The 25,909-nt window shown below is 71.0% G+C and carries 22 protein-coding genes; 16 read left to right on the top strand and 6 right to left on the bottom strand.

Features of this window, described 5'->3' with window-relative positions:
• Nucleotides 1–36 precede the first annotated feature (36 nt).
• Nucleotides 37–1,218, bottom strand: coding sequence for an acyl-CoA dehydrogenase family protein (locus A3IC_RS0138470; protein WP_020555399.1), 1,182 nt, complete (start codon nt 1,216–1,218; stop codon nt 37–39).
• Between the two features lie 98 nt (nt 1,219–1,316).
• Between A3IC_RS0138470 and yidD the strand changes: the two genes are divergently transcribed.
• Complete coding sequence (gene yidD / locus A3IC_RS71715; RefSeq protein WP_052173996.1) at nt 1,317–2,006, top strand: membrane protein insertion efficiency factor YidD; 690 nt, start codon at nt 1,317–1,319, stop codon at nt 2,004–2,006.
• Nucleotides 2,007–2,058: 52 nt separating this feature from the next.
• Here the strand turns inward: yidD and rsgA are convergent, their stop codons facing one another.
• The 3 genes from rsgA to A3IC_RS63220 all read right to left on the bottom strand — a co-directional run bounded on the left by rsgA (nt 2,059) and on the right by A3IC_RS63220 (nt 5,414).
• Complete coding sequence (gene rsgA, locus A3IC_RS0138480; protein ID WP_020555400.1) at nt 2,059–3,105, bottom strand: ribosome small subunit-dependent GTPase A; 1,047 nt, start codon at nt 3,103–3,105, stop codon at nt 2,059–2,061.
• A gap of 293 nt (nt 3,106–3,398) precedes the next feature.
• On the bottom strand, nt 3,399–4,766 hold the full coding sequence (locus A3IC_RS70335) for a YihY/virulence factor BrkB family protein (RefSeq protein ID WP_245599782.1): 1,368 nt from the start codon (nt 4,764–4,766) through the stop codon (nt 3,399–3,401).
• A 111-nt stretch (nt 4,767–4,877) separates the two neighbouring features.
• Complete coding sequence (locus A3IC_RS63220; protein WP_158696272.1) at nt 4,878–5,414, bottom strand: MarR family winged helix-turn-helix transcriptional regulator; 537 nt, start codon at nt 5,412–5,414, stop codon at nt 4,878–4,880.
• Nucleotides 5,415–5,639: 225 nt separating this feature from the next.
• Between A3IC_RS63220 and A3IC_RS73780 the strand changes: the two genes are divergently transcribed.
• From A3IC_RS73780 to A3IC_RS0138540, 11 genes are all read left to right on the top strand, one after another.
• Nucleotides 5,640–5,723: a putative leader peptide gene (locus tag A3IC_RS73780; protein ID WP_355541009.1), complete on the top strand. Its 84-nt coding sequence runs from the start codon at nt 5,640–5,642 to the stop codon at nt 5,721–5,723.
• 132 nt (nt 5,724–5,855) lie between these two features.
• The gene (locus tag A3IC_RS0138495) at nt 5,856–7,553 is read left to right on the top strand and encodes a nitrite/sulfite reductase (protein WP_020555403.1); all 1,698 of its coding nucleotides are present in this window, start codon (nt 5,856–5,858) and stop codon (nt 7,551–7,553) included.
• Nucleotides 7,550–7,828, top strand: a complete 279-nt coding sequence (locus A3IC_RS58995; protein ID WP_020555404.1) for a hypothetical protein — start codon at nt 7,550–7,552, stop codon at nt 7,826–7,828. The genes A3IC_RS0138495 and A3IC_RS58995 overlap by 4 nt, the downstream gene beginning before the upstream one ends.
• Nucleotides 7,825–8,523 carry a phosphoadenylyl-sulfate reductase gene (locus A3IC_RS0138505; protein WP_020555405.1) on the top strand — a complete coding sequence of 233 codons (699 nt, stop codon included), beginning with the start codon at nt 7,825–7,827 and terminating at the stop codon, nt 8,521–8,523. The genes A3IC_RS58995 and A3IC_RS0138505 overlap by 4 nt, the downstream gene beginning before the upstream one ends.
• Nucleotides 8,524–8,578: 55 nt before the next feature.
• A complete protein-coding gene (gene cysD, locus A3IC_RS0138510) occupies nt 8,579–9,505 on the top strand; it encodes a sulfate adenylyltransferase subunit CysD (protein ID WP_020555406.1) in 927 nt (308 codons plus the stop codon).
• A 2-nt stretch (nt 9,506–9,507) separates the two neighbouring features.
• Complete coding sequence (locus A3IC_RS0138515) at nt 9,508–10,854, top strand: sulfate adenylyltransferase subunit 1 (RefSeq protein ID WP_079026953.1); 1,347 nt, start codon at nt 9,508–9,510, stop codon at nt 10,852–10,854.
• A 130-nt stretch (nt 10,855–10,984) separates the two neighbouring features.
• On the top strand, nt 10,985–12,127 hold the full coding sequence (locus A3IC_RS0138520) for an ABC transporter substrate-binding protein (protein ID WP_026219227.1): 1,143 nt from the start codon (nt 10,985–10,987) through the stop codon (nt 12,125–12,127).
• Between the two features lie 83 nt (nt 12,128–12,210).
• Nucleotides 12,211–13,008 carry an ABC transporter ATP-binding protein gene (locus tag A3IC_RS0138525; protein WP_026219228.1) on the top strand — a complete coding sequence of 266 codons (798 nt, stop codon included), beginning with the start codon at nt 12,211–12,213 and terminating at the stop codon, nt 13,006–13,008.
• Nucleotides 12,995–13,918 (top strand): ABC transporter permease, encoded by a 924-nt coding sequence (locus A3IC_RS0138530; protein ID WP_020555410.1) that lies wholly within the window; start codon nt 12,995–12,997, stop codon nt 13,916–13,918. Before A3IC_RS0138525 ends, A3IC_RS0138530 begins: the two co-directional genes overlap by 14 nt.
• 9 nt (nt 13,919–13,927) lie before the next feature.
• Nucleotides 13,928–14,665 carry a sirohydrochlorin chelatase gene (locus A3IC_RS0138535; RefSeq protein ID WP_026219229.1) on the top strand — a complete coding sequence of 246 codons (738 nt, stop codon included), beginning with the start codon at nt 13,928–13,930 and terminating at the stop codon, nt 14,663–14,665.
• Nucleotides 14,666–14,689: 24 nt separating this feature from the next.
• Entirely contained in the window at nt 14,690–15,577 is an 888-nt protein-coding gene (locus tag A3IC_RS0138540) for a phosphotransferase enzyme family protein (RefSeq protein WP_020555412.1), read from the top strand.
• A gap of 158 nt (nt 15,578–15,735) precedes the next feature.
• Here the strand turns inward: A3IC_RS0138540 and A3IC_RS0138545 are convergent, their stop codons facing one another.
• On the bottom strand, nt 15,736–17,133 hold the full coding sequence (locus tag A3IC_RS0138545; RefSeq protein ID WP_020555413.1) for an SAV2148 family HEPN domain-containing protein: 1,398 nt from the start codon (nt 17,131–17,133) through the stop codon (nt 15,736–15,738).
• Nucleotides 17,134–17,442: 309 nt separating this feature from the next.
• On the opposite strand from A3IC_RS0138545, the gene A3IC_RS0138550 reads away from it, so the two are divergent.
• From A3IC_RS0138550 to treZ, 4 genes are all read left to right on the top strand, one after another.
• On the top strand, nt 17,443–17,646 hold the full coding sequence (locus A3IC_RS0138550) for a hypothetical protein (RefSeq protein WP_020555414.1): 204 nt from the start codon (nt 17,443–17,445) through the stop codon (nt 17,644–17,646).
• 163 nt (nt 17,647–17,809) lie between these two features.
• Nucleotides 17,810–19,924, top strand: a complete 2,115-nt coding sequence (glgX, locus tag A3IC_RS0138555) for a glycogen debranching protein GlgX (protein ID WP_020555415.1) — start codon at nt 17,810–17,812, stop codon at nt 19,922–19,924.
• A gap of 188 nt (nt 19,925–20,112) precedes the next feature.
• On the top strand, nt 20,113–22,404 hold the full coding sequence (gene treY, locus A3IC_RS0138560; RefSeq protein WP_020555416.1) for a malto-oligosyltrehalose synthase: 2,292 nt from the start codon (nt 20,113–20,115) through the stop codon (nt 22,402–22,404).
• A gap of 59 nt (nt 22,405–22,463) precedes the next feature.
• The gene (gene treZ, locus A3IC_RS0138565) at nt 22,464–24,224 is read left to right on the top strand and encodes a malto-oligosyltrehalose trehalohydrolase (protein WP_020555417.1); all 1,761 of its coding nucleotides are present in this window, start codon (nt 22,464–22,466) and stop codon (nt 24,222–24,224) included.
• Nucleotides 24,225–24,327: 103 nt separating this feature from the next.
• Here the strand turns inward: treZ and A3IC_RS71720 are convergent, their stop codons facing one another.
• Entirely contained in the window at nt 24,328–25,212 is an 885-nt protein-coding gene (locus A3IC_RS71720) for a PPK2 family polyphosphate kinase (RefSeq protein ID WP_079026960.1), read from the bottom strand.
• Nucleotides 25,213–25,909: the final 697 nt, after the last annotated feature.

Below are 25,909 nucleotides of genomic sequence, written 5' to 3' on the forward strand. Positions count from 1 at the left end.
CGCCGGCAAACGGCCCGCAAAGTCGGGGAGGTCGGGTCAGTGGAAGGCGTCCAGGCCGGTGAGCGCCTTGCCGATGACCAGGGTGTGCATCTCGGAGGTGCCCTCGTAGGTCAACACCGATTCCAGGTTGTTCATGTGTCGGATCACCGGGTACTCCAGCGAGATCCCGTTGGCGCCCAGGATCGTGCGCGCCTCGCGGGCGATCGCGATCGCCTCGCGGACGTTGTTGAGTTTGCCGAAGCTGATCTGCTCCGGTCGCACCGCACCCGCGTCCTTGCGCCGACCCAGGTGCAGCGCGAGCAGGTGCGCCTTGCCGATCTCCACCGCCATGTCCGCCAGCTTGGCCTGGGTCAGTTGGAACGCGCCGATCGGCCGGCCGAACTGCTCGCGCGTGCGGGCGTACTCCAACGCGGACTCGAAACACGAGCGCGCCGCGCCGACCGAGCCCCACACGATGCCGTACCGGGCCTCGCCCAGGCACGTCAGCGGACCACGCATGCCCACCACATCGGGCAGCACCGCGTCGGCCGGCAGCCGTACCTCGTCCAGCGTCAGCTCGCTGGTGATCGACGCGCGCAGGGACATCTTGTGCTTGATGTCGTGGGCCGCGAACCCGGCGGTGTCGGTGGGCACCACGAAGCCGCGCACACCGTCCTCGGTCTGCGCCCAGATCACCGCGACGTCGGCCACCGAACCGTTGGTGATCCACATCTTGCGGCCGCTGAGCACCCAGTCGTCGCCGTCACGCTTGGCGTGCGTGCGCATCGACGCCGGGTCCGAGCCGTGATCGGGCTCGGTCAGGCCGTAGCAGCCCAGCGCCTCGCCGGCGGCCAGTCGAGGCAGCCACGTGCGCCGCTGCTCCTCGGTGCCGAAGCGATGGATCGCGAACATCGCCAGTGAGCCCTGTACCGACACCAGCGAGCGCAACCCCGAGTCGCACGCCTCCAGTTCCAGGCAGGCCAGGCCGTACTGCACGGCGCTGGTCCCGGCGCAGCCGTAACCGTCCAGGGTCATCCCGAGCACGCCGATCCCACCCAGCCCGCGGGCCAGTTCGCGCACGTCGGGCAGCGCCCCGCGCTCGAACCACTCGGCCACATACGGTGTGACGTGGTCGGCGCAGAACCTGCGCACGGTGTCCCGGATCGCCTTGTCCTCGGGGTCGAGCAGATCGTCGATGCCGAGCGGATCCATCGGGTCGAACGCGGGTGCCTTGGCCATGCGGGTGCCTCCTGATGCGGGCCGGGAGACCCGAACGACGCCGAACGGATCCCGGTAGATTGCCCCGAACATAGATCCGGAACACGGGGAGCACCACCATGACCCAACCGCCACCGGAACCGCATCCTCTGTTCGGGGAAGGCGCGGGTCGGCCCGGCGAGACGCCCGAGGAGCGGCGTCGCCGACTCGAGGAAGAGGAGCGTCGACGCCGGCGCGATCGCCGCGAGGACCTCGCGGACGGAGCCGATGCCGTCAACGACCTCTCCGGAGGTGGCGGCGGAGGCGGCGAGGGCCTGTCCGGCGGCGGCGGTTCCGGCGGAAGCGGCGGCTCGGGCAGTGGCGGCTCGGGCAGTGGCGGTTCCGGCGGCGGAGGTCGCAGCGGCTGCTTCGGCGGCGGCGGAAACAGTGGCGGAAGCAGTGGCGGAAGCAGCAGCGGCGGCAGTCGCAGCAGCGGCGGCGGCAACGACTGCGGTTGCGACGCGTGCCTGATCAGCATGTTCTCGCTGCGCCTGATGTGGATCGCGCTGACCAGCCTGCTCCGCCCGCGCGGCGGCCCGCCCGCCCGCCGTCTCGGTGCCGCCGTCGAGCGCTACCGCACCGAGATCAGCCCGCTGACCGCGCCGTGCTGTGCCTTCACCCCGTCCTGTTCGACCTACGGCAAGAAGGCCCTGCACCGGCACGGCGCGGTCCGGGGTACGTATCTCACCGCCCGTCGACTGATCCGCTGCCGGCCCGGCAACGGCGGCTTCGACCCGGTGCCGGCCGCACGGCGGCCGAAGCGGCGCTGACCGGCGGGCAAGAGGCGGTCGGGGGCGGGCTCGGCCCACCCCCGACCGGTCGTCACTTCTTGGGCGACGGCGAGCGGCGCATCTCCTTGTGGATCAGCTTCCACTCCCGGGCCCGTTCGGCTCGGATGCGATGGTCCTCGCGCGAAGCCATCCAGCGCGCCTCGCGCAGCAGTTTGCGGTAGCTGTCCAGGCGACGTCGCGGCAACTCGCCCGCGTCGATCGCGGCGAGCACCGCGCAGCCGGGTTCGCTCTCGTGCGTGCAGTCGACGAAGCGGCAGTCCGCGATCAGCGCGTCGATGTCGGCGAAGGTGCGGTCCAAGCCCTCGCCCACGTCGTACATGCCGACCCCGCGCATGCCCGGGGTGTCGACGAGCACGCCGCCGCCCGGCAACGGCACCAACTCGCGCCACGTGGTGGTGTGCCGGCCCTTGCCGTCGCCGCGCACCTGTTGGACCGAGGTCACCTCGGCGCCCGCGAGTGCGTTGGTGAGTGTGGACTTGCCCGCGCCGGAGGTGCCGATCAGTGCGACGGTCCGGCCGGCGGTGTACGCCTGGAGCACGTCCAGGCCCTCGCCGGTGAGCGCGCTGGCGACCACGACGTCCACGCCCATGGCCACCGCCTCGACGTCCGCGCGCAGGTCGTCGGCGTCGGCCGCGAGGTCGGCCTTGGTGAGCACGACCAGCGGCGTACCGCCGCTCTCCCAGGCAAGGGTGAGCAGCCGCTCCAGGCGGCCGAGGTCGGGCGCGACGTCCAACGGAACGACGGCGCCGATCAGGTCGACGTTGACCGCGAGGACCTGGCCCGCCGAGCGCCCGGAGGCTTGCGAGCGCACCAGCGCGGTCCGGCGTTCGAGCAGGGCCGCGACGAACGCCTCGCGGCCGTCGTCGGGGAACTCCAGTGCGGCCCAGTCGCCGGTGCACGGCAGTTCGCCGCCGCCGTGCGCGGCTCGCACGGAGCCGTCGGCGGTGACCACCTCGCACAGCGAGCGGTCCACCCGGGCGATCCGTCCGGGCACGAGGCCGTGCGTGCGGTACGGGGCGAATTCGGCGTCGCGATCCGCGTCCCAGCCGTAGGCGGCGAGCACGTCGGAGGTCGACACGAGGGTGTCGGAGGAAGCAGGGGTGTTGCGAGAAGTGTGGTGTTGCCGGGAAGACAAGCCGGTGGCCCTTCGAGGGGCGGATCCGCCGACCTGCGCGCCGTCACGACGAACGACGTGGCGCGGCTACGCGGTGCGAATCCGAGAGGCGGAGAAGTGGAATGAGGTCCAGCCCGTCCGGGCGACCGTCATCAAGGTCGTGTTCACGACATCCACCTCCCACCTGTTCCGTGCGGCCTCGGGCCGCGCTCTCGGGCACTGTGCGGGCCCGAGGGCCACCCGTGAAGCCTAGGCCATCACGGCCGGTCGCGTCGAGCGTGTTCCTGCTCGCCGACCCCCGGCCGACTCGACCGCGGCGGCCACGCGGTGTCGTCCAACGGCAGGCCGGGCAACTCCTGTCCGGCCGGCATGTGCAGGCTCGGCGGCTGACCGTTCGCGGGCGGCGGACCCGGTGGGCGCGGCGGCCGGGACGGCATCCGGGGCAGGTCGCCGGCCCGGCGGGCGCCGTTGGTCCGGCCGTTGACCGTGCCCGGGTCGCTGCGTTTGGCGTCGCGCGCGTGGATCGCCCAGCGCTCGGGGAACTCGGACGGCGGCTCGGCGATGTCGGGGAGTTCGCCGTGGATGACGGTGTCCTCCATCTCGTCGTGCTCGTGCGTCTGCGGCGTCCAGTCGCCGGGGTTGCCGCGGTGACGGCCCGAGCGCAGGTGCTCCATGGCCGCGGCGATCTCCTCGGCGGCCTTCTCCTTGTCCCGCTCGGCGCGCGCCTGTGCGGTCTCCTGGCTGGGCCAGACCTGGTCGATGGCGGCGTTGACGGCCGCACCGATCAGCACGGCCATGGCCGCGAAGTACATCCACACCATGACCGCGACCGGGGCCGCCAGCGAGCCGTAGACGGTGGGGCCGTCGATGGTGGTGGCGAGGTAGACGCGCAGCAGGAAGCTGCCGACGATGCACAGGAGCAGGGCGACCAGCGCGCCGGGTATGTCCTCGCGCCACGGTGTTCGCACCGGCACCGACACGTGGTAAAGCGAGGTCAGGAAGCACACCGACAGCACCACCAGGACCGGCCAGTACAAAATGTGCACGGTCCCCTCGAAGTGCGGGAACGCCTTGACCACCAGCTCGGGACCGGCCACCAGGAGCGGAATAAGGAACATCCCGAGCAGCAGGCCGACCACATAGAGGGTGAAGGACAGCAGCCGGGTGCGCACGATGCCGCGCTTGCCGGACAGGCCGTACATGATCGTGATGGTGTCGACGTAGACGTTGAGCGCGCGCGAGCCGGACCACAGGGCGATCAGGAAGCCGGCCGAGATGATGTCCGCGCGTCCGGAGTCGAACACGTCGTTGACCAGAGGTACGACCACCTGCTCGGTGCTCTTGCTGGAGAGCACCGACCCGGCGGCCTTGACGATGTCCGCCTTGAGGTCGTTGACGGTGCTGCCGCCGAGCATGCCGTGCAGATAGCCGACGGTGCCGGCGAGCCCGAGCAGCAACGGGGGCAGCGAGAGCAGCATGAAGAACCCGGCCTCGGCGGCCAGACCGGTCACCCGGTGGTTGAAGCAGGAGATCACCGTCTCGCGGAGTATCCGCCACAGTGCGCTCCGCAACCGGATGCGACCGGCCCCTCGCAGGCGAGGTCGTTGTTGGTAGTCCGCTGCCACCCCTTTAAGGTATCCGGCCGGGGGCCTGGCATTCGCCAAGTCGCCGTCCGGGTGCACCCCACCTTCGGGCAGGCATCGCCGCCGGCCGTCTTCACGGGCGTTCCGCGCTGGTCAGCGGCTGGGCACCAGGACCCCGGAGAGCCTGCTGAGCACTCGGGCCGCAGTGCGCAGTTCCTCGGCCGGCAGGTCGGCGAAAGCGCCTTCCCAGCTCTCCCGGAACAGCGCGTCGAGCCGGTACAACTCACGCCGCCCGGCCGGGGTCAGTCGGACCACCGAGCCGCCTCGTCCACGCCCGGCGCGCACCGCCTCGACCAGCCCCTCGCGCCCGTGCACCTCCAACAGGTCGCGCACGGCGGATCCGGGCAGGCCCAGCACTCGGGCCAGCCGCTCGTTGTCCAGGTCGAGTTCGTCGGCGAGCGCGGCGAGCAGGCGATACCGGGTGCCGTCGGCATCGGCGTCGACGTGACCGGCCTGCCCGGCACGATCGGCGCGGATCGCGGAGAGGAAGCCGTTGAGGGCGTAGCGCAGGGTCTCGACCGCTTCCTCACGACGCGGCTCCGGCCGCTCGGCGGTGGGTTCGGCGGCGGATTCGACCGTGCATACGGAGCGCGTTCTGCGCCGGGGCGCGCCCAGAACCTCGCCTGGCATACCCATCAGCTCCTCGTCCACTGTGGTGCGTGGGCCGCGTACCGTTCGGGGTAACGGAATCCGACCCCCCGTACCGTAACCAACCGCGACGACGATCCATGCCGCGGTCGGCGTGGAAGATCGGCTAATCTCACAATATGGGCAAGCGTGTTCGAAATGTGAGATGGGCGTTCGCATCCCGGACAGTGATGGACGGCTTTCCGGCACCATGTCAATCTTTGCGACATGTCACGCGCCGGTATTGCTCTCGTAGGTCGACTCCACGTCGACCTCGGACGCATGTCCAGCGCCGTCTGTTCGCCGGTCTGACGACCCGCCCGTTGCACCTGTCTGCCGGGCGCGCGGTCGCACCGGCACCACGACTCTCACGGCCGGTCCGGCGAGGGTGCGGCCGGATGCTCCCCGTGCGTCCCCCACCGATCCGCCCGGAGGACGCTCCCCATGGCCGCCACTACCGACACCGCCGGCAGCGGTCCCCGCGCCCGCAAGAGCGCTCGCCATCGCGGCGAGGGTCAGTGGGCCCTCGGCCATCACGAGCCGCTCAACGGGAACGAGCAGTTCAAGAAGGACGACGACGGTCTCAATGTGCGCGCGCGCATCGAGAATGTCTACGCCCATCGCGGCTTCTCCTCGATCGACCCCAACGATCTGCGCGGCCGGATGCGGTGGTGGGGCCTGTACACGCAGCGCAAGCCCGGCATCGACGGCGGCAAGACCGGTGTGCTGGAGCCGCACGAGCTCGACGACGAATACTTCATGCTGCGCGTGCGGGTGGACGGCGGCCGACTGAACCTGGCCCAACTGCGGGCCATCGCCGAGGTCTCCGAGCGGTTCGGGCGCGGCACCGCGGACGTCACCGACCGGCAGAACGTGCAGTTCCACTGGATCCGGATCGAGGACGTCCCGGAGATCTGGCGGATCCTGGAGGGCGTCGGCCTGTCCACCACCGAGGCGTGCGGTGACACTCCGCGCGTGGTGCTCGGCTCGCCGGTGGCCGGCGTCGCCGAGGAAGAGATCATCGACGGCACCTGGGCGATCGACGAGATCAACCGGCTGTACATCGGCAAGCCCGAGTACTCGAACCTGCCGCGCAAGTTCAAGACCGCGATCTCCGGATCGCCGCTGCTGGACGTCGCGCACGAGATCAACGACGTCTCCTTCGTCGGCGTCGTGCACCCCGAGTTCGGTCCCGGCTTCGACGTGTGGGTCGGCGGCGGGCTGTCCACCAACCCCAAGCTCGCGGTCCGGCTGGGCACCTGGGTCCCGCTGGAGGAGGTGCCGCAGGTCTGGGAAGGCGTCATCTCGATCTTCCGCGACTACGGCTACCGGCGGCTGCGCAACCGCGCGCGGTTGAAGTTCCTGGTCGCCGACTGGGGGCCGGAGCGCTTCCGTGAGGTGCTGGAGAACGAATACCTCGAGCGCAAGCTCATCGACGGTCCCGCCCCCGAGGCGCCCGCGCAGGTGTGGCGCGACCACGTGGGCGTACGGCCGCAAAAGGGCGGCGGCTTCTACGTCGGTTTCGCACCGCGGGTGGGCCGGGTCGACGGCGCCACGCTCGGCAAGATCGCCGACCTCGCCGAGCGGCACGGCTCGGACCGGGTGCGCACCACGGTCGAGCAGAAGATGCTCATCCTGGACGTCGCCGAGGACAAGGTCGCCTCGCTCAAGGAGGGCTTGGAGGCACTCGGTCTGCGGGTGGACCCGAGCCCGTTCCGGCGCGGCACGATGGCCTGCACCGGCATCGAGTTCTGCAAGCTGGCGATCGTGGAGACCAAGGGGCGCGGGATCCGGCTGATCGACGAACTCGAGCAGCGGCTGCCGCAGTTCGACCAGCCGATCACGATCAACATCAACGGTTGCCCGAACGCCTGCGCCCGGATCCAGGTCGCCGACATCGGCCTCAAGGGTCAGCTGGTGCTGGACGACGACGGCGAGCAGGTCGAGGGCTACCAGGTGCACCTGGGCGGCGGGCTGGGCCTGGACCCCGGCTTCGGGCGCAAGATCCGCGGCCTCAAGGTGACCTCGGCGGGCCTGGCCGACTACATCGAGCGCGTGCTGCGCCGCTTCCAGGAGCAGCGCACCGAGGGCGAGCGCTTCGCCCAGTGGGCCGTGCGCGCGGCCGACGCGGACCTGTCGTGAGCGCCGCCGGCGGCGCCGAGCCGGGTCAGCGGGCCGTCCCGTTCTACTGCCCCTTCTGCGGCGACGAGGACCTTCGTCCGCACGAGGAGGGACACGGCACCTGGCTGTGCTCGGCCTGTCGGCGGGCGTTCTCGCTGAAGTTCCTGGGGTTGTCCTTCCCACCGAAGCACGGCCCGGAAAAGCACGGTTCGCAAGAGCACGGCTCGCAGGGCCATGGCACGACACGACACGAGGCGGGCCACACCCCGTCGATCACCCAGGAGGAGGACCGATGACCGTCACCGAGACCACCGACCTCGAGGCGCTCGCGAACCGCGCCGGCCTCGAACTCGAGGACGCGACCGCGTCGGAGATCCTCGCCTGGACGCACGAGCGGTTCGGTCCGGCGTGGTGCGTGACGTCCTCGATGGAGGACGCCGTGGTCGCGCACCTGGCCTCGCGGGTGGCGCCCGGGGTGGATGTGGTCTTCCTGGACACCGGCTACCACTTCCCCGAGACCATCGGCACCCGCGACGCGGTCGCGGCGGTCTACGACGTCAACGTGATCACCGTGCACCCGGAGCTGACCGTCATGGAGCAGGACGCGAAGTACGGCGCGGCGCTGCACGATCGCGACCCCGACGCGTGTTGCGCGATGCGCAAGGTGGCGCCGTTGGAGCGGTCGCTGACGAACTACCGCGCCTGGGCCACCGGGTTGCGCCGGGACGACTCGCCGAGCCGGGCGAACACCCCGGTCGTGTCCTGGGACGCGCGCAGGCGCAAGGTCAAGGTCGCCCCGATCGCCCGCTGGACGCAGGACGACGTGGACGCCTACGTGGCCGAGCACGGGGTGCTGACCAACCCGCTGCTGATGGACGGCTACGCCTCGATCGGCTGTGCGCCCTGCACCCGCCGGGTGGCTCCCGGCGAGGACGCCCGCGCCGGCCGGTGGGCCGGCAACGGCAAGACCGAGTGCGGGATCCACACATGACCGGCCCGATACGCACCATGGCACCGTGCTCGACGAAGACGAAGGAGGGGTTGGCGTGACCACGACGATCGACAAGGGCACCGCACCCGGAGCCCTGACCCACCTGGACGCGTTGGAAGCCGAGTCCGTGCACATCTTCCGCGAGGTGGCGGGCGAGTTCGAGAAGCCGGTGATCCTGTTCTCCGGCGGCAAGGACTCGATCGTGATGCTGCATCTGGCGCGCAAGGCGTTCTGGCCGGCGCCGGTCCCCTTCGCGCTCCTTCATGTCGACACCGGGCACAACTTCCCGGAGGTCATCGAGTATCGCGATCGTGTGGTGGCCGAGCACAACCTGCGGCTGCACGTGGCCAGCGTGCAGGACTTCATCGACAACGGCCGGCTGCGCGAGCGCCCGGACGGCACCCGCAACCCGTTGCAGACCGTCCCGCTGCTCGAGGCGATCGAGTCCAACCGCTTCGACGCGGTGTTCGGCGGCGGCCGGCGCGACGAGGAGAAGGCCCGGGCGAAGGAGCGGGTGTTCTCGCTGCGCGACGAGTTCGGCGCCTGGGACCCGCGCCGGCAGCGGCCCGAGCTGTGGCAGCTGTACAACGGCCGGCACCGCGTGGGCGAGCACGTGCGGGTGTTCCCGATCTCGAACTGGACCGAGCTGGACGTGTGGCAGTACATCGAGCGGGAGGCGATCGCGCTTCCGCAGATCTACTTCTCGCACGAGCGGGACGTCTTCGAACGCGACGGAATGTGGCTCTCGCCCGGCGAGTGGGGCGGGCCGAAGGGCGACGAGGAGGTCGTGCGGCGCGTGGTGCGCTATCGCACGGTCGGCGACATGAGTTGCACCGGCGCCGTCGACTCCCCCGCCACGACGGTGGCGGACGTGATCGCCGAGATCGCAGTGAGCAGGCTGACCGAACGAGGTGCCACGCGCGCGGACGACAAGATGTCCGAGGCCGCGATGGAGGACCGCAAGCGCGAGGGGTACTTCTAGCCATGAGTGGGACTTCCGAGATTTCCCCGGACGCCCTGTCGTCCGCGGACGAGCGCGTGGGTCTGCTCCGGCTGGCCACCGCCGGTTCCGTCGACGACGGCAAGTCCACCCTGGTGGGCCGGCTGCTGCACGACTCGAAGTCGGTGCTGACCGACCAGCTCGAGGCGGTCACCCGGGTCAGCAACGAGCGCGGCCAGGAGGAGGCCGACCTCGCGCTGCTCACCGACGGCCTGCGGGCCGAGCGCGAGCAGGGCATCACCATCGACGTCGCGTACCGCTACTTCGCCACCGCCCGGCGCCGGTTCATCCTCGCCGACACGCCGGGACACGTGCAGTACACGCGCAACATGGTCACCGGCGCCTCCACCGCGGAGTTGGCCGTGGTGCTGGTGGACGCGCGCAACGGCGTGGTCGAGCAGACCCGCCGGCACGCAGCCGTCGCGGCGCTGCTGCGGGTGCCGCACGTGGTGCTCGCGGTCAACAAGATGGACCTGGTCGACTACAGCGAGGAGCGCTTCGCCGAGGTCGCCAACACGTTCACCGAGTACGCCAAGGCGCTGGGCGTGCCGGACGTGCGCTCGATCCCGGTCTCCGCGCTGCGCGGCGACAACGTGGTGGACCCCAGCTCGCACATGGACTGGTTCTCCGGACCGACGCTGCTGGAGTACCTGGAGACGGTGCCGGTGGAGACCGACCCGACGCTGGAGCCGGCGCGCTTCCCGGTGCAGTACGTGCTGCGTCCGCAGTCGGACGACGAGTACCGCGACTACCGGGGCTACGCCGGCCAGGTCGCCTCCGGGGTGTTCCGCGAGGGCGACGAGGTCGTGGTGCTGCCGTCCGGGCAGCGCACCTCCGTCGCGGGCATCGACCGGCTCGGCGTGGCGGTGCGCCAGGCTCGGCAGGGCGAGTCGATCACCCTGCGGCTGGCCGACGACGTGGACATCTCGCGCGGCGACCTGATCGCGCCGGTCGACTCGGCGCCGCGGCCCACCCAGGACATCGAGGCCACCGTGTGCCACGTGGCCGACCGCCCGCTGCGCACCGGCGACCGGGTCCTGCTCAAGCACACCACCCGTACGGTCAAGGCCATCGTCAAGGACATCGCCTACCGCCTGGACCTGAACGCCCCGATCGACGGCGTGCTGGGCCACGAGCAACACCTGAGCGAGCTGCGCGCCAACGACATCGCCCGGGTCGTGCTGCGCACCGCCCAGCCGCTCGCGCTCGACGACTACGCCATCGGTCGGCGCACCGGTTCCTTCCTGTTGATCGACGAGGCCGACGGCTCGACGCTCACCGCCGGCATGGCCGGCGCCGCGTTCGCCGCGCCGGGTCGATGTCACAGCTGACTCGATCGCGGGTCTGACGACCCGCTTTTGACGCTCCGTCAGCTCCAACCCGTGACATCGTCCGTCGCCGTCCATCAGATACGTCGTCCCGGCCCGCGCACAACGTGCGGGCCCGAGGGAAGGTCCCCGCATGTCCGTTTTCAGGACAAACCGTCGCAGATCCATACGTACCGGCTTCGCTGCCGCCCTCCTCCTGCCGCTGCTCGCGATGTCCGCGTGCGGCTACGGCTCGGACAAGAAGGACGACAAGAACAAGACGCCGGCCGCGGGCGCGGGTCCGGCGGCGTCCGGCGGCGCGAAGGCGGGGACCTCGGCCTCGCAGATCCGACTCGGCTTCTTCGCCAACGTCACCCACGCGACGCCGCTGATCGGTCTGGGTGAGGGCTTCTTCGCCAAGGAACTGGGCAGCACCGAGATCAAGCCGCAGGTGTTCAATGCCGGACCGGCCGCGATCGAGGCGCTCAAGGGCGGCTCGATCGACGCGACCTACATCGGCCCGAACCCGTCCATCTCCGGCTTCACCAGCACCAACGGCGAGTTGTTGCGGATCGTGGCGGGCGCCACCTCCGGCGGCGCGTCCCTGGTGGTCAAGCCGGGCATCAACCTGCCGGCCGACCTCAAGGGCAAGAAGATCGCCTCGCCGCAGCTCGGCGGCACCCAGGACGTCGCGCTGCGGGCCTGGCTGGCCAAGGCCGGCTACAGCGTGGACACCTCCGGCAAGGGCGACGTGAGCGTCGTGCCGACCGACAACGCGCAGACCCTGGCCGCGTTCCAGAAGGGCGACCTGGACGGCGCCTGGCTGCCCGAGCCGTGGGCCACCCGACTCGTCGTGGAGGCGGGCGCCAAGGTGCTCGTGGACGAGCGCACGCTGTGGCCGGAAGGCAAGTTCGTCACGACCGACCTGATCGTGTCCACCAAGTTCCTCAAGGACCACCCGGACACCGTCGAGGCGCTGATCAAGGGTCAGGTCGCCGCCAACGACTGGGCCGGCAACAACCAGGACAAGGCCAAGGCGGCGGTCAACGCCAAGATCACCGAGTTCGCCGGCAAGCCGCTCGCGCAAAACGTGCTCGACGCGGCCTGGCCGAACATCGCGATCACCAACGACCCGCTCGCGTCCTCGCTGCAAAAGCTCTCCGACGACGGCGTCGCGGTCGGCGTGACCAAGAAGCTCGACATCCACGGCATCTACGACCTGAGCATCCTGAACAAGGTCCTCGCCGCCGCCGGGAAGCCCGCGGTGAGCGACGGGGGCCTGGGCCCGAAGAAGTAGCGTTCGCGCTGCCTCACCCCCGGGTGATCGTGCCCGATGAGCACTTCCCGCCCGACGCGCCCACCGAGAGAGGTGATCCGGACATGACCCAGACCATCAGCGAGGCCACGCCCACGGCCACGACCCCCGTCGAGACCGGCTTCGCGGTCCGCCTTGACCAGGTCACCAAGGTCTTCGGCCGGGGCCGCGGCACGCCCGTCCTGGACGGCATCGACCTGACCGTCGCTCCGGGCGAGTTCGTCTGCCTCCTGGGCGCGTCGGGCTGCGGGAAGTCCACCCTGCTCAACCTGATCGCCGACCTGGACCGGCCCACCTCGGGCACCATCGAGGTCTCCGGCGACCGTCCCGCGCTGATGTTCCAGGACCACGCGTTGTTCCCCTGGCTGACCGCGGGCAAGAACATCGAACTGGCCCTGAAACTGCGCGGTGTGCCGCGCGATCGACGCCGGGCCGAGGCGGACGAGCTGCTGGAGCTGGTCCGCCTCGGCGGCGCGCACAAAAAGCGCGTACACGAACTGTCCGGCGGCATGCGCCAGCGAGTGGCACTGGCCCGCGCGCTCGCCCAGGCCGGCGATCTGCTGCTGATGGACGAGCCGTTCGCCGCGCTGGACGCGATCACCCGCGACGTGCTGCACGACGAACTGACCCGAATCTGGGCGGAGACCGGCCGCTCCGTGGTGTTCGTGACGCACAACGTGCGCGAGGCGGTCCGGCTCGCCCAGCGGGTGGTGCTGATGTCCTCGCGCCCGGGCCGGATCGCCCGGGAGTGGACCATCGACATCCCGCAGCCGCGCCGGATCGAGTCCACCGGCGTTTCCGAGTTGTCCGTCGAGATCACCGACCAGTTGCGAGGGGAGATCCGCCGCCATGGCCGCGCCTGATCTGACCAAGACCGACCCCGGGATCGGGGCCGACGCCGCGGACAAGCACGCGGAGGAGGACCTGGCCGGGCTCGAGGCCGGCCTGGACGCGCTGGAGAGCTACGAGAGGGAGCGCAAGCCCTTCTCCCGGGTGCTGCTGGAGAAGGTGCTTCCGCCCGTCATCGCGATCCTGCTGGTGCTGGCCGTGTGGCAGATCGCCTACTCGATGGAGGTCAAGCCCCGCTACGCGCTGCCCAGCCCGCAGGACGTGTGGGACGCGTTCATGGTGCAGTGGAAGAAGGGCACCGTCTTCGACATCCTGTGGACCAGCCTCTCCCGAGGCATCCTGGGCTTTTTGATCGCGGTCGCGATCGGCACGCCGCTGGGCCTGATCGTGGCCCGGGTGAGTTGGATCCGAGCCGCGATCGGCCCGATCCTCTCCGGCCTGCAATCGCTGCCCTCGGTGGCGTGGGTGCCGCCGGCGGTGATCTGGTTCGGCCTGAACAACAGCGCGATCTACGCCGTCGTGCTGCTCGGCGCGGTGCCCTCGATCGCCAACGGCCTGGTGGCCGGGATCGATCAGATCCCGCCGCTGTACCTGCGGGCCGGCCGGGTGCTCGGCGCACGCGGCCTCAACAGCGTGTGGCACGTCATGCTGCCCGCGTCGCTACCCGGCTACGTGGCCGGCCTCAAGCAGGGCTGGGCGTTCTCCTGGCGCTCGCTGATGGCCGCCGAACTGATCGCCGCCGGTCCGGAACTGGGCTCGGGTCTGGGTCAGTTGATGGACCAGGGACGCGACCTGGGCGACATGCCGATGATGTTGACCGCGGTCTTCATGATCCTGATCGTGGGTATCGGCATCGAGATGCTGGTCTTCACCCCCGTCGAACGCCTCGTGCTGCGCCAGCGCGGCCTGGCCACGAGCAAGTAGGCCCACGCCATGACTCCCGCTCCCCCGCTCCTGGCCGTCGCGCACGGCAGCCGTGATCCTCGGCACGCCGCGGCGATGGCCGCCCTGGCCGCGCGCGTTCGCGCGCTGCGGCCGGGGCTGCGGGTGGACATCGGCTACCTGGACCACTGCGGCCCGCGGGTACCCGATCGGTTGGACGCGCTGGCCGACGCCGGGGCCGAGACCGTAGTCGCGGTACCGCTGCTGTTCACTCCGGCCTTCCATGCCAAGCAGGACGTGCCCGACGTGCTGCGCCACCGCCGGCTGACCGTGCGTCAGGCGGCCACGCTGGCTCCTTCCCCGCTGCTGTTGGCGGCCCTGGACCGGCGCATGCGCGAGGCCGGCGTGCGGCCCGGAGACGGCCGTTACGGCGTCGTCCTGGCCACCGCCGGTTCCACAGATCCGGAGGCGAACGCGGTGACCACCATCGTCGCGCGGGAGTGGCGGCGTACCGGTTGGTGCGCCGTGGTCCCCGCGTTCGCCTCCGTCCACCAGGGCTCCACGATCGGCGCCGCGATCGAGGACCTGCGCGCGCTGGGCGCCGAACGCGTCGCCGTCGCGTCCTGCATGCTGGCCCCCGGCATCCTGCCGGACCGCATCCTCGAACAGTCCCTGGCCGCCGGGGCGGAGCCGGTGACCGAACCGGTCGCGGACACCGAGGAGATCGCCCGCCTGGTGCTGGTCCGCTACGACGCGGCGCTGCCGTCGCGATCCCGGCTCTCCGCCTGACCCGAGACCGGTACCATCACCGGCGTGATCGACTCGGTGGCCGGCGAACGTTCGGTGCTCGTACGCGCGTGTGCGAAGGTCGCGGTGCCGTCCGCGGACGCCACGTTGCTCGCCTTCGGCGAGAACGCGGTGTTCGCCCTGCCGGGTCCGGGCCTGGTCGTCCGGGTGGCGCGCGGGGCGCACATGGCCGAGCGGGCGCACCGCGAGATCGCGGTCGCGTGCTGGCTCGCCGAACAGGACTTCCCGGCGGTACGACCCGCGGCCGGAATCGATCCACAGCCGGTGCTGATCGACGGCCGCCCGGTCACCTTCTGGGAGTTGTTGTCGCCGGCCGAGCGCGAACCGGACATCGTCGACCTGGCCCGGCTGCTCAAGAAGCTGCACGCGCTGCCCGCGCCGCCGTTCGCGCTGCCCGCCCGGGCGCCCCTCGCGCTGGTGGAGACCTGGCTGGACTCGGCCGACGCCGCCGTGGGGTTGGAGGATCGGCGCTTTCTGCTGGCCCGCCGCGACGCGTTGGACGCGGCATGCCGCGAGCTGACCCCGGCGCTGCCGCAGGGACTGATCCACGGCGACGCGCTGCTGCGCAACGTCGGCGTGCACGGCGGCCGGGCACTGCTGTTGGACTGGGAGACGGTCGCTCACGACCTGCGCGAGTACGACCTGGTGCTCACCCCGATGGCGGCCGCGCGCTACGGCCTGCCCGACGGCGCGCAGCGGCGGTTCGCGAAGAAGTACGGATTCGACGTCACCGACTGGCCCGGCTACCGGGTACTGCGCGATACCCGCGAACTGGCCGCCACCGCCTGGGTGGCCCAGCACGTGCCCGGCAACCCGGCGGCGGAGGAGGAGTTCCACCACCGCGTCCGCACCCTGCGCACGGGCGACCCCACCGCCCCCTGGCACGCCTTCTGACCGGGCCGAGTTCGAGACCCGCGGACTCGGCCCCGGCCCCCGGCCGGCCGTCCCGTCCGCGGTGGAACCGCCACCGCGCTCTCAACCACCGATCCGGCCGCGAGAACCGGTAGGCACACTCGAGCCCGAGTCGCCCAAGGCGCAACCGCAGCCCCCGCTCAGGACGTGCGCTTGCTGTCCGTCCACTGCTGCTCGAACTCCTCCTGGAACAACGGATAAAGCCCACGCGCCTGCGCCGCGTGAGCGCGAAGCACGAAGGCGGGTGACTCGACCCCGCGCGCGCGGCGAAGGTACGGCTGGATGAGCCCCACGTCCCCGTCCACGAGATACGCGCCGAACCGCGGCGCCTCGTCGTACAGCCGGATCTCGATCCGTCGCGGCTCGCGCAGCTTCGAGCGGATCCGGCGCAGGTGCAGGATGTTGAGCGTGGTCATCCGGGCCAGCAGCCCCTTCTTGATCCCCTCGTCCTTCTCCCGCTGCTTCATCGCGTCCCCGGCCGGGTTCAGGAAGAGCAGCCGCATCTCGCAACCACTCGCCCCCAGTCGGCCCAGATCCCGCCCCGAGTAGTTCTGGCACAGCAGGTTGAGCGACACGCCCATCGCGTCGATCCCGCGCGCGCCGTCCACCAGGTCGGCGAACGGCAGCCGCCGTTGCAACGCCGAGCGGTCCTGGAAGACCCCCACCACGTCCGCGTAACGCCCCGCGAACAGCTCCTCGACCGCGTCCAGCGCCAGCCGCCGATCGCCCTGTTCGGCGAGCGGGCCGTCCAGCATGGCCAGCACCCGCAGGCACGCGCGTTCGACCTGGGCCAGCACGTCGGGCGAGAGCACTCGGTTGCGGGCCACGATGTGCCGGCCGATCTCGACCTCCTCCAGGGCCCGTTCCAGCTTGCGCCGGTCCGGCAGGAAGGGTTCGAAGCACCACCAGTTGCGCACCATCAGCTCGCGCAGCTGCGGCAGCGTCAGGAACGCGATCAACTCGTCGTCCGCCGGGTCCACGATGTATCCGCGTCGGCGGCTCATCTCCCGGACGGCCTCGGCGCGTTCGACCCATTCGTTCTGCGCGTTGCCGGCCGCCGCCAGCACCCAGGCGCCGTCGTCGTGCGGGTGCTCGCCGGGCCCGTAGACCGGAATCAGCACCGCGCCGATCACCGCCCGCAGCCGCTGTTCGATCAGGTTCAGGTACACGTACGCCCGGCCGGCCCGCCGCGCCCGCAACAGCGCGCCGGCCCAGTCGTCCTCGGTCCAGGTCAGCGTCGCCGGGTCTATCCCCGGCATCGGGTCGGGCGGGCTCGAACCGTCCAGGACGGCCGTCCCGGTGGCCGCGTGCCGGGGTCCGGGCAGCACGCCCGGGTCGAAGGCGAACGAGCCGGTGTCGGTCAGCCCGGCGACCCCGGCCGTGGGATCGCCGTCCCGGTAGCCGGCGTACGGGTCCGGGAACGTGTCGTTGCCGTCGCCCGGTGTCGGGCCGTTCCCACCGCCGAGGCCGATCGTACTCGTCCCCTCCGCGGGATCCTCGGTCGTCGAGGGTGGCGAGCTGGACTCCCGATCGGCCATCGCGTCCCATCCGTTCGTCGTCGAGCCGGAACCGAACGAGCGTATAGCCAAACCCGGCGGCCTCGGGGGGCCCGCGCGGGCCGGGCCGGATACCCCTTTCGAGTGATGAACGTGCGGGCATTACCCGTATGGCGTAAGGCGATTGGGGGGACTCGGTGCGCTCTGGCAACTTCTGCCCAGCGGCGCGATGACGTCTCGGAACAATTGCCGGACGGCAGAGGGTCTTCCCTCCACCTGTTCCCAAGCGCAACCGGGATGGATCCACAGTCCGTCTCATGCGGCAGGAACCGTGGCACCCAGGAGGTCGTCATGTTGGCCACGAACGGCAGGATCCCGGCGGGACGCACCGGCACCGAGGACGATTTCGCCAAGTACCGCGACGTGGTCGCGGACATCTTCGCGCACCACCGGCGCACCGATTGCGCGGGCACCGCCGGCGCGGTGTGCTCGTGCGGCGACGCGTGGCCGTGTCGGGAGGAACTCCTCGCGGCGGAACTGCTCGACTGGATCTGACCGTTTTGATCGGAACCGATCGAGGCGATGGCACGCACCCCACCGGTCCGGGCTCGAAATCCACCCGACCGGGCGACGCCGGAGCGGATCTCGCACATGAATCCGGTTCGGTACGGGAGACTGCAAGCTGCCGAAGCACGATCCGCGACAAAGCAGGTTGCTCATGCAGGTCTGGCCCGGTCATCCGTATCCGCTCGGCGCCACGTACGACGGCGCCGGCACCAACTTCGCGGTCTTCTCGGAGGCCGCCGAACGCATCTGGTTGTGCCTGCTCGACGAGAGCGGCGCCGAGCAGCGCATCGAGCTGCGCGAGGCGGACGCCTTCGTCCGGCATGCCTACCTGCCCGGCATCCAGCCCGGGCAGCGGTACGGCTACCGCGTCCAGGGCCCGTTCGACCCGGCCTCCGGCGCCCGGTGCAACCCGAACAAGCTGCTGCTGGACCCGTACGCGAAGGCGATGTGCGGCGAGGTGCACTGGCACGAGTCGATGTACGGCTACTCGTTCGAGCACCCGGACCTGATGAGCACCACCGACTCCGGGCCGCACACGATGGCCTCGGTGGTGATCAACCCCTACTTCGACTGGGGCAACGACCGGCCGCCGCGCACCGAATACCACGACACGGTGATCTACGAGGCGCACGTGCGCGGGCTGACGCGCACCCACCCGGGGCTGCCGGAGGAGATCCGGGGCAGCTACGCGGGGATGGCGCACCCGGCGGTGATCGAGCACCTGGTGAGCCTGGGCGTGACCGCGATCGAGCTGATGCCGGTGCACCAGTTCGTGCACGACCACCGGCTCACCGACCTGGGCATGCGCAACTACTGGGGCTACAACACCATCGGCTTCTTCGCGCCGCACGCGGCCTATTCGTCCACCGGCGAACGCGGCCAGCAGGTGCAGGAGTTCCGCTCGATGGTCAAGGCGCTGCACGCGGCCGGCATCGAGGTGATCCTCGACGTGGTCTACAACCACACCGCCGAGGGCAACCACCTCGGACCCACGCTGTCCTTCCGCGGCCTGGACAACGCGTCCTACTACCGGCTCGCCCACGACAAGCGCTACTACCTGGACACCACCGGCACCGGCAACAGCCTGCTGATGCGCAGTCCGCACGTACTCCAGTTGATCATGGACTCGCTGCGCTACTGGGTCACCGACATGCACGTGGACGGCTTCCGCTTCGACCTCGCGGCCACGCTGGCCCGGCAGTTCCACGAGGTGGACCGGCTGTCCTCGTTCTTCGACCTGGTCCAGCAGGACCCGATCGTGTCCCAGGTCAAGCTGATCGCCGAGCCGTGGGACGTCGGCGAAGGCGGCTACCAGGTGGGCAACTTCCCGCCGTTGTGGACCGAGTGGAACGGCAAGTATCGCGACACCGTGCGCGACTTCTGGCGCGGCGAGGAGCGCACCCTGGCCGAGTTCGGCTCGCGGCTGACCGGCTCCTCGGACCTGTACCAGGACGACGGCCGGCGACCGATCGCCTCGATCAACTTCGTCACCTGCCACGACGGCTTCACCCTGCACGACCTGGTGTCGTACAACGACAAGCACAACGCGGCCAACCACGAGGACAACCGCGACGGCGAGAGCCACAACAGGTCCTGGAACCACGGCGTCGAGGGCGAGACGGACGACCCGGACGTGCTCGCGCTGCGGGCCCGCCAACAGCGCAACTTCATCGCCACCGTGCTGCTTTCCCAGGGCGTGCCGATGATCGCGCACGGCGACGAGTTCGGCCGCACCCAGCGGGGCAACAACAACGTCTACTGCCAGGACAACGAACTCGCCTGGGTGAAATGGCCACAGGGCGAGGTGCCGGATCAGCTCGAGTTCATGCGGATGATGACCCGGCTGCGGGCCGAGCACCCGGTGTTTCGGCGCCGGCGCTTCTTCCACGGCCGATCCGTGCAGGGCACCCACGACGAGCTCACCGACATCGCCTGGTTCACCCCCACGGGCGAGGAGATGTCCAACGGCGACTGGTGGGCGGCGGCCGCCAAGTCGGTCGCGGTCTTCCTCAACGGCAACGCGATCTCCGAGCCCGACCCGCGCGGCCAGAAGATCACCGACGACTCGTTCCTGCTGTTGTTCAACGCCTCCCACGAAATCGAGGAGTTCGTCATCCCCAACGGCCTGGGCAGGACCTGGACGGTCGTGGTCGACACCGCCGACGACAAGACGACGATGCACGAGCCGAAGACCCGGATGACCGTGAACGGCGGCTCCTGCCAAACGGTCGAGGCCCGCTCGCTGGTCGTCCTGCAACGGCCGTGACGGGTGGGCGAACGAGCGAGGAGATGTCCAGGTCCGTGAACGGCCTGGGCACGGGAGCCGCAGTCCCGGCCACCTCGGTACCAACTGCCCGGATCGGGTGAATGCACCACTCGTGGCCCGCCGCGTCCGATCAGGTTTCACCACCCCGGCGGGTGGTAGCGCGGGGTCGTCCGGGGAAGCTAGTCCGCATGACCTCGTCGCCATCGCACTTCCCCACCGGGACCTATCGGCTCCAGCTGCAGCCCGCCTTCGGGTTCGCCGACGCTGCCGCCGCCGTGCCCTACATCGCCTCCCTCGGGGTCAGCCACCTGCACCTGTCGCCCGTCCTGCAGGCCGTTCCCGGGTCCACTCACGGCTACGACGTGGTAGATCACTCGCGCGTGTCCGCCGACCTCGGCGGCGAGGACGGGCTGCGCGCGCTGGCCGTCTCCGCCGCCGCACACGGCCTGGGCATCGTGCTGGACATCGTGCCCAACCACATGGCCGTGCCCGCGCCGGAGTCGCTCAACCGACCGCTGTGGCAGACCCTGCGGGAGGGGCCGGACTCGCCGTACGCCCGCTGGTTCGACATCGACTGGACGCGACACGACGGCCGGGTACTGCTGCCCGTGCTCGGCGGGCCGGTCGAGGAGGTCGCCGACGAGCTGATCGTGGACGGCGACGTGCTGCGCTACCACGAGCACGAGTTCCCGCTGCGAGCCGGCACCGACAAGCTCGCGCTCGACGAACTGCTCGCCGCCCAACACTTCGAACTCGCGCACTGGCGGCGTGCGGACACCGAGCTGAACTACCGCCGGTTCTTCACCATCGCCGGCCTGATCGCGCTGCGTCAGGAAGACGAGGAAGTCTTCGCGGCCACCCACGCGACCATCGTGCGGCTGGTGAACGAGGGCCTGGTGCAGGGGCTGCGGATCGACCACCCGGACGGGCTCGCCGACCCGCGCGCATACCTGGCCCGACTGCGCGCCGCCGCGCCGAACGCGTGGATCGTGGTGGAGAAGATCCTCGCCGACGAGGAGCGCCTTCCGGCCGACTGGGCCTGCGACGGCACCACCGGCTACGACGCACTGCGCCGGGTGGACAACCTGTTCGTCGACGCCGAGGGCGCCGAGCCGCTGCGGGCGCTGCACCGCGAGCAGACCGGCGTCCGGGAGGGCTTCGACTACCTCGCCCAGGAGGCCAGGGCCGAGGTGCTCGCGGGTGGCCTGGCCACCGAGTTCGCCCGGCTGCGGCGCACCCTGGATCGACTGGAACCACTCGCGGGCGCCGGTGACATCGGCCGCGCGCTGCCGCCCCTGCTGGCCGCCTTCCCCACCTACCGCCCCTACCCCGGCGGCGGCCCCGGCTCGATCGCGGCCATGGCCCAGGCCCTGACCGGCGTGCCCGGCCAGGTCTCCGAGGCGGCCCGCGAGATCGCCGAACTGGCGCTTGCCGACGGCGAGTTCGGCACCCGCTTCGGCCAGGTGGCGGCGGCGCTCGCGGCCAAGGGCGTCGAGGACCGCGCGTTCTACCGCTGGTACGCCTTGAGTTCGCTGAACGAGGTCGGCGGCTCCCCGGATTCGATCGGCCTGGACATCGCCGGCTTCCACGACGCGTGCGCGCGCATGTCGCCGACCACGATGACCACGCTGAGCACCCACGACACCAAGCGCAGCGAGGACGTACGGGCCCGGCTCGCGGTGCTGGCCGAGGTCCCCGAGGACTGGGCCGAGCGGGTGCACACCTGGAACGACTGGTCCCATCCGCACCGCTCCGAGTTCCGTTTCGGGCCGGACGGCTACGACACCTACCTGCTGTGGCAGACCCTGGTCGGCGCCTGGCCGCTGTCCGCCGACCGGGCCGTCGACTACCTGCGCAAGGCGATGCGCGAGGCGGCCCGGGTCACCACCTGGACCGACCCGAACCCCGACTACGAGGCGGCGAGCGAGGCGTTCGTGCGCGCCGTCCTGGCGGACGAGGAGCTCAACGCCGATATCGCCGAGTTCGTCACCGACCTCGATCGTCCCGCCCGGGCCGTCTCGCTCGGCGCCAAGCTGGTCCAGCTCACCATGCCGGGCGTACCGGACGTGTACCAGGGCGGCGAACTGGCGCTGTACACGCTGGTCGACCCGGACAACCGGGCCCCGGTCGACTTCGGCCGCGAGCACGGTCCGCTGGACGCGCTCAAGTCCAAGGTCACCGGCGCCGCGCTGCGCCTGCGCCGCGAGCACCCCGACTGGTTCGCCGGTGGCTACGCGCCGCTGCTCGCCCGCGGCAAGGAGGCGCGGCACGCGATCGCGTTCGTGCGCGGCGGCGAGGCGATCACCGTGGCCACCCTGCTGCCGGCCGGCCTGGCGGCCAAGGGCGGCTGGGGCGGCGCGCTGCTGCCACTGCCGCCGGGCCGCTGGATCGACGCGCTGACCGGCAACGCGTACACCGGCCAGGCCCGGCTGCGGCACATCCTGGAGGACCTGCCGGTGGCCCTGCTCACCCGCGGCTGACCCGGGCGCGTTCGCGCTCCCACCCGTTCCCACGCGTTCCCGGAAAGGACACAACCATCGTGGTCAGGTTCGAGGTCTGGGCTCCGAAAGCGTCGTCCCTGGACGTCGTCGTCGACGGCCGACGCAAGCCGATGCGGGACGCGAACCGACCCGGGTGGTGGCAGGCGGACGTGCCGGCCGCGGTCCACGGGAGCGACTACGCGTTCGTGATCGACGGCAGCACACCGCTGCCCGATCCGCGCTCGCCGTGGCAGCCGCAGGGCCCGGACGGCCCGAGCCGGGTGGTGGACCACGCCGCGTACGCGTGGGCCGACCGGGCCTGGACCGGCCGGCCGCTGCCCGGCGCGGTGGTCTACGAGCTGCACATCGGCACCTTCACCGTCGAGGGCACCTTCGCGGCGGCGATCGAGCGGCTGGACCACCTGGTCGACCTGGGCATCACGCACGTCGAGGTGATGCCGGTGTCCGCCTTTCCGGGCAGGCACGGATGGGGCTACGACGGTGTGTGTCCGTGGGCTGTGCACGAGCCGTACGGCGGCCCGGAGGGCCTCAAGCGGTTCGTGGACGCGTGCCATGGACACGGCCTGGGCGTGATCCTGGACGTGGTGCACAACCACCTGGGTCCCTCCGGCAACCATCTCCCGCGGTTCGGGCCCTACTTCACCGATCGCTACAAGACGCCGTGGGGTTCGGCGGTCAACCTGGACGGGCCCGGCTCCGACGAGGTGCGCGCCTACCTGGTCGCCAGCGCGCTGATGTGGCTGCGCGACTACCACGTGGACGGGCTGCGGCTGGACGCGGTGCACGCACTCGCCGACAACCGCGCGGTGCCCTTCCTCGAAGAGTTGTCCGAGGCGGTGGACAAACTCGCCGCGTCCAGTGGCCGGCCGCTGTTCCTGATCGCCGAGTCGGACCTGAACGACCCCCGCGTGGTCACCCCGCGCGAGAGCGGCGGAATGGGCGTGCAGGCCCAGTGGAGCGACGACTTCCACCATGCGCTGCACTCGCTGCTCACCGGTGAACGGCAGGGCTACTACGGGGACTTCGGGTCGATGGGCACCCTCGCCAAGACGCTCACCCGGGTCTGGCTGCACGACGGTACGTGGTCCTCGTTCCGCGAGCGCACGCACGGACGCCCGGTGCCCACCTCACGGATGCCCGCGTACCGCTTCCTGGGCTACCTGCAAACCCACGACCAGGTCGGCAACCGGGCCACCGGCGACCGCATCTCGGCCACCCTGCCACCGGCGCTGCTGGCCGCGGGCGCGGCCCTGGTGCTCACCGCGCCGTTCACCCCGATGTTGTTCATGGGCGAGGAATGGGGCGCGTCCACCCCGTGGCAGTACTTCACCGACCACACCGACCCCGAACTGGCCGAGGCGGTGCGCAACGGGCGCCGCGCCGAGTTCGCCTCGCACGGATGGGACGTCGCGCAGATCCCGGATCCGCAGTCGCCGCAAACCGTGCGCAACTCGTGTCTGGACTGGGGCGAGCTCAAGGGCTCCCCGCACGCGGCGCTGCTGGCCTGGTACAAGCGGCTGATCGCGCTGCGCCGCGAGTGGGAACACCTGACCGACCCGGACCTGACAAGGGTTCAGGTCAGCTTCGAGGAGACCGCCGGCTGGCTGATGGTGCACCGCGGCGCGTTCCGTACGGCGGTCAACCTGGCCGAGCAGCCCGCCACGCTCCCGATGGGCACCGGCGCGGCCGAGATCGTCGCGGCCTGGGACGACCGCGCGGAGATCCGCCGCGGCCTGGTCGGCACCACCCTGCGGCTGCCCGCGACCTCGGTCGCGGTGGTCCGGGTGGGCTCGCGCTGAGACCACCGCGCCGACCTCGACTTCGACCTCAGGCGCCGGACGAGCCGATCCGGCCCGTCCGGCGTCCGAGGACAGGCACGACCGAAGGACCGTGCGCGCGTGCTCACGTGTCCAGCAGCCGCTTGCGCTCCGCCTCGACGTCGAACGTGCCCGCCGGGTAGCGCGGATCCAACTCGGTGAGGTGCTCCAGCAACAGCCGACTGATCGCCCAATTGCGATACCACTTGCGATCCGCGGGCACCACGTACCAGGGCGCCGCGTCGCTGTCGCACTTTTCCAGGGCGACCTGATAGGCCGCCCGGTAGTCCGGCCACACCGAGCGCTCGTCGATGTCCGCCGGGTTGAACTTCCAGTGCTTGTCCGGGTTGTCCAACCGCGCGAGCAGCCGCTCCTTCTGCTCCTCGGGCGAGATGTGCAGGAAGATCTTGACCACGCTCACCTCGTCCGCGGCCAGGCCCTGCTCGAACCGGTTGATCGCGCTGTAGCGGCGCGACCACACCTGGCGCGGGACCAGGTTGCGCACCCGCGCGATCAGCACGTCCTCGTAGTGCGAGCGGTCGAACACGCCGATCAGACCGGGACCCGGCACCCGGTTGCGGATCCGCCACAGGAAGGGGTGCCCGAGCTCTTCCTCGGTCGGTGCCTTGAAGGCGTGGATGTGGCAGCCGGACGGGTTGAACTGGCCGATCACGTGCTTGACCGTGCCGCCCTTGCCGGAGGTGTCCATGCCCTGGACCACCAGGAGCACCCGGCGGCGCGCACCGCCGGCCACGGCCTGCGCGTACAGCTTCTCCTGGAGCTCGGCCAGCCGCGGTCCCATCGCGGCGATGTCCGCGAGCGCGTCGGCCCTGTCGCCACGAAGACCGGGCGTGGCGCGCGGGTCGATCGCGGTCAGGTCGACGGGGCCGCCGGACAAGCGCAGCGCAGACCGAACGGAGGGCTCGTCGGTCCCGGGGTGATCGGGCCGGTCGGCGCGCGCCTCGGCCACCACGCGCAGCCGGGGCGGCTCGGCGGCGACCTCGGGCTCGGGCTCGGGCTCGGGCTCGGTCGAGACGGCCGGCTCGCTCGCGGCCGACGGGGCGGCGCCCTCCTCGGCGACCGTCTCGAAACCGGGGGCCGCCACCTCGACGGTTTCGATCTCGACCACGTCGAGGCCGACCGCGTCCAGGCCGACCGCGTCGAGTTCGACCGCTTCCAGTCCCAGCGCCCGCGCCGCGGCCCGCTCGGCCTCGGCCCGCTCGGCCGCCCGCTTGGCGAGCTTCCTCGCCACCTTGGCGGCCTCGGCGGCCTCCCGCTCGGCTGCTGCCTCCAGCGCCTTGGCGGCCTTCTTGTCCGCCTTCGCGGCGGCCTTGGCCTGCTCGGCCCGCAGCTCCCGCTCCGCCTTCAGCGCCTTCTCGGCCTTCTTGTCAGCCTTCGCGGCCTTTTCGGCTTTCGCGGCTTTCGCGATCTTCTTGGCAGCCTTCTCGGCCTTCTCGGCCTTCTCGGCCTTCTCGGCCTTCTCGGCCTTCTCGGCCTTCTCGGCCTTCTCGGCGGCCTTCTCGGCCTTCGCAACGGCCTTCGCGGCGCCCGTCTCGTCCGATGTCTCGCCCAGGCCCACCGGGGCTCGCCCCTTCGAGTCCCGGTCGAGCCCGCCTGCACCCTTGCGTTCGGCCTTCTTCGCCATACCGCTGCCTCCGCGTCGTCGG

This window comes from Embleya scabrispora DSM 41855, assembly GCF_000372745.1.
Taxonomy (GTDB): Bacteria; Actinomycetota; Actinomycetes; order Streptomycetales; family Streptomycetaceae; genus Embleya; species Embleya scabrispora.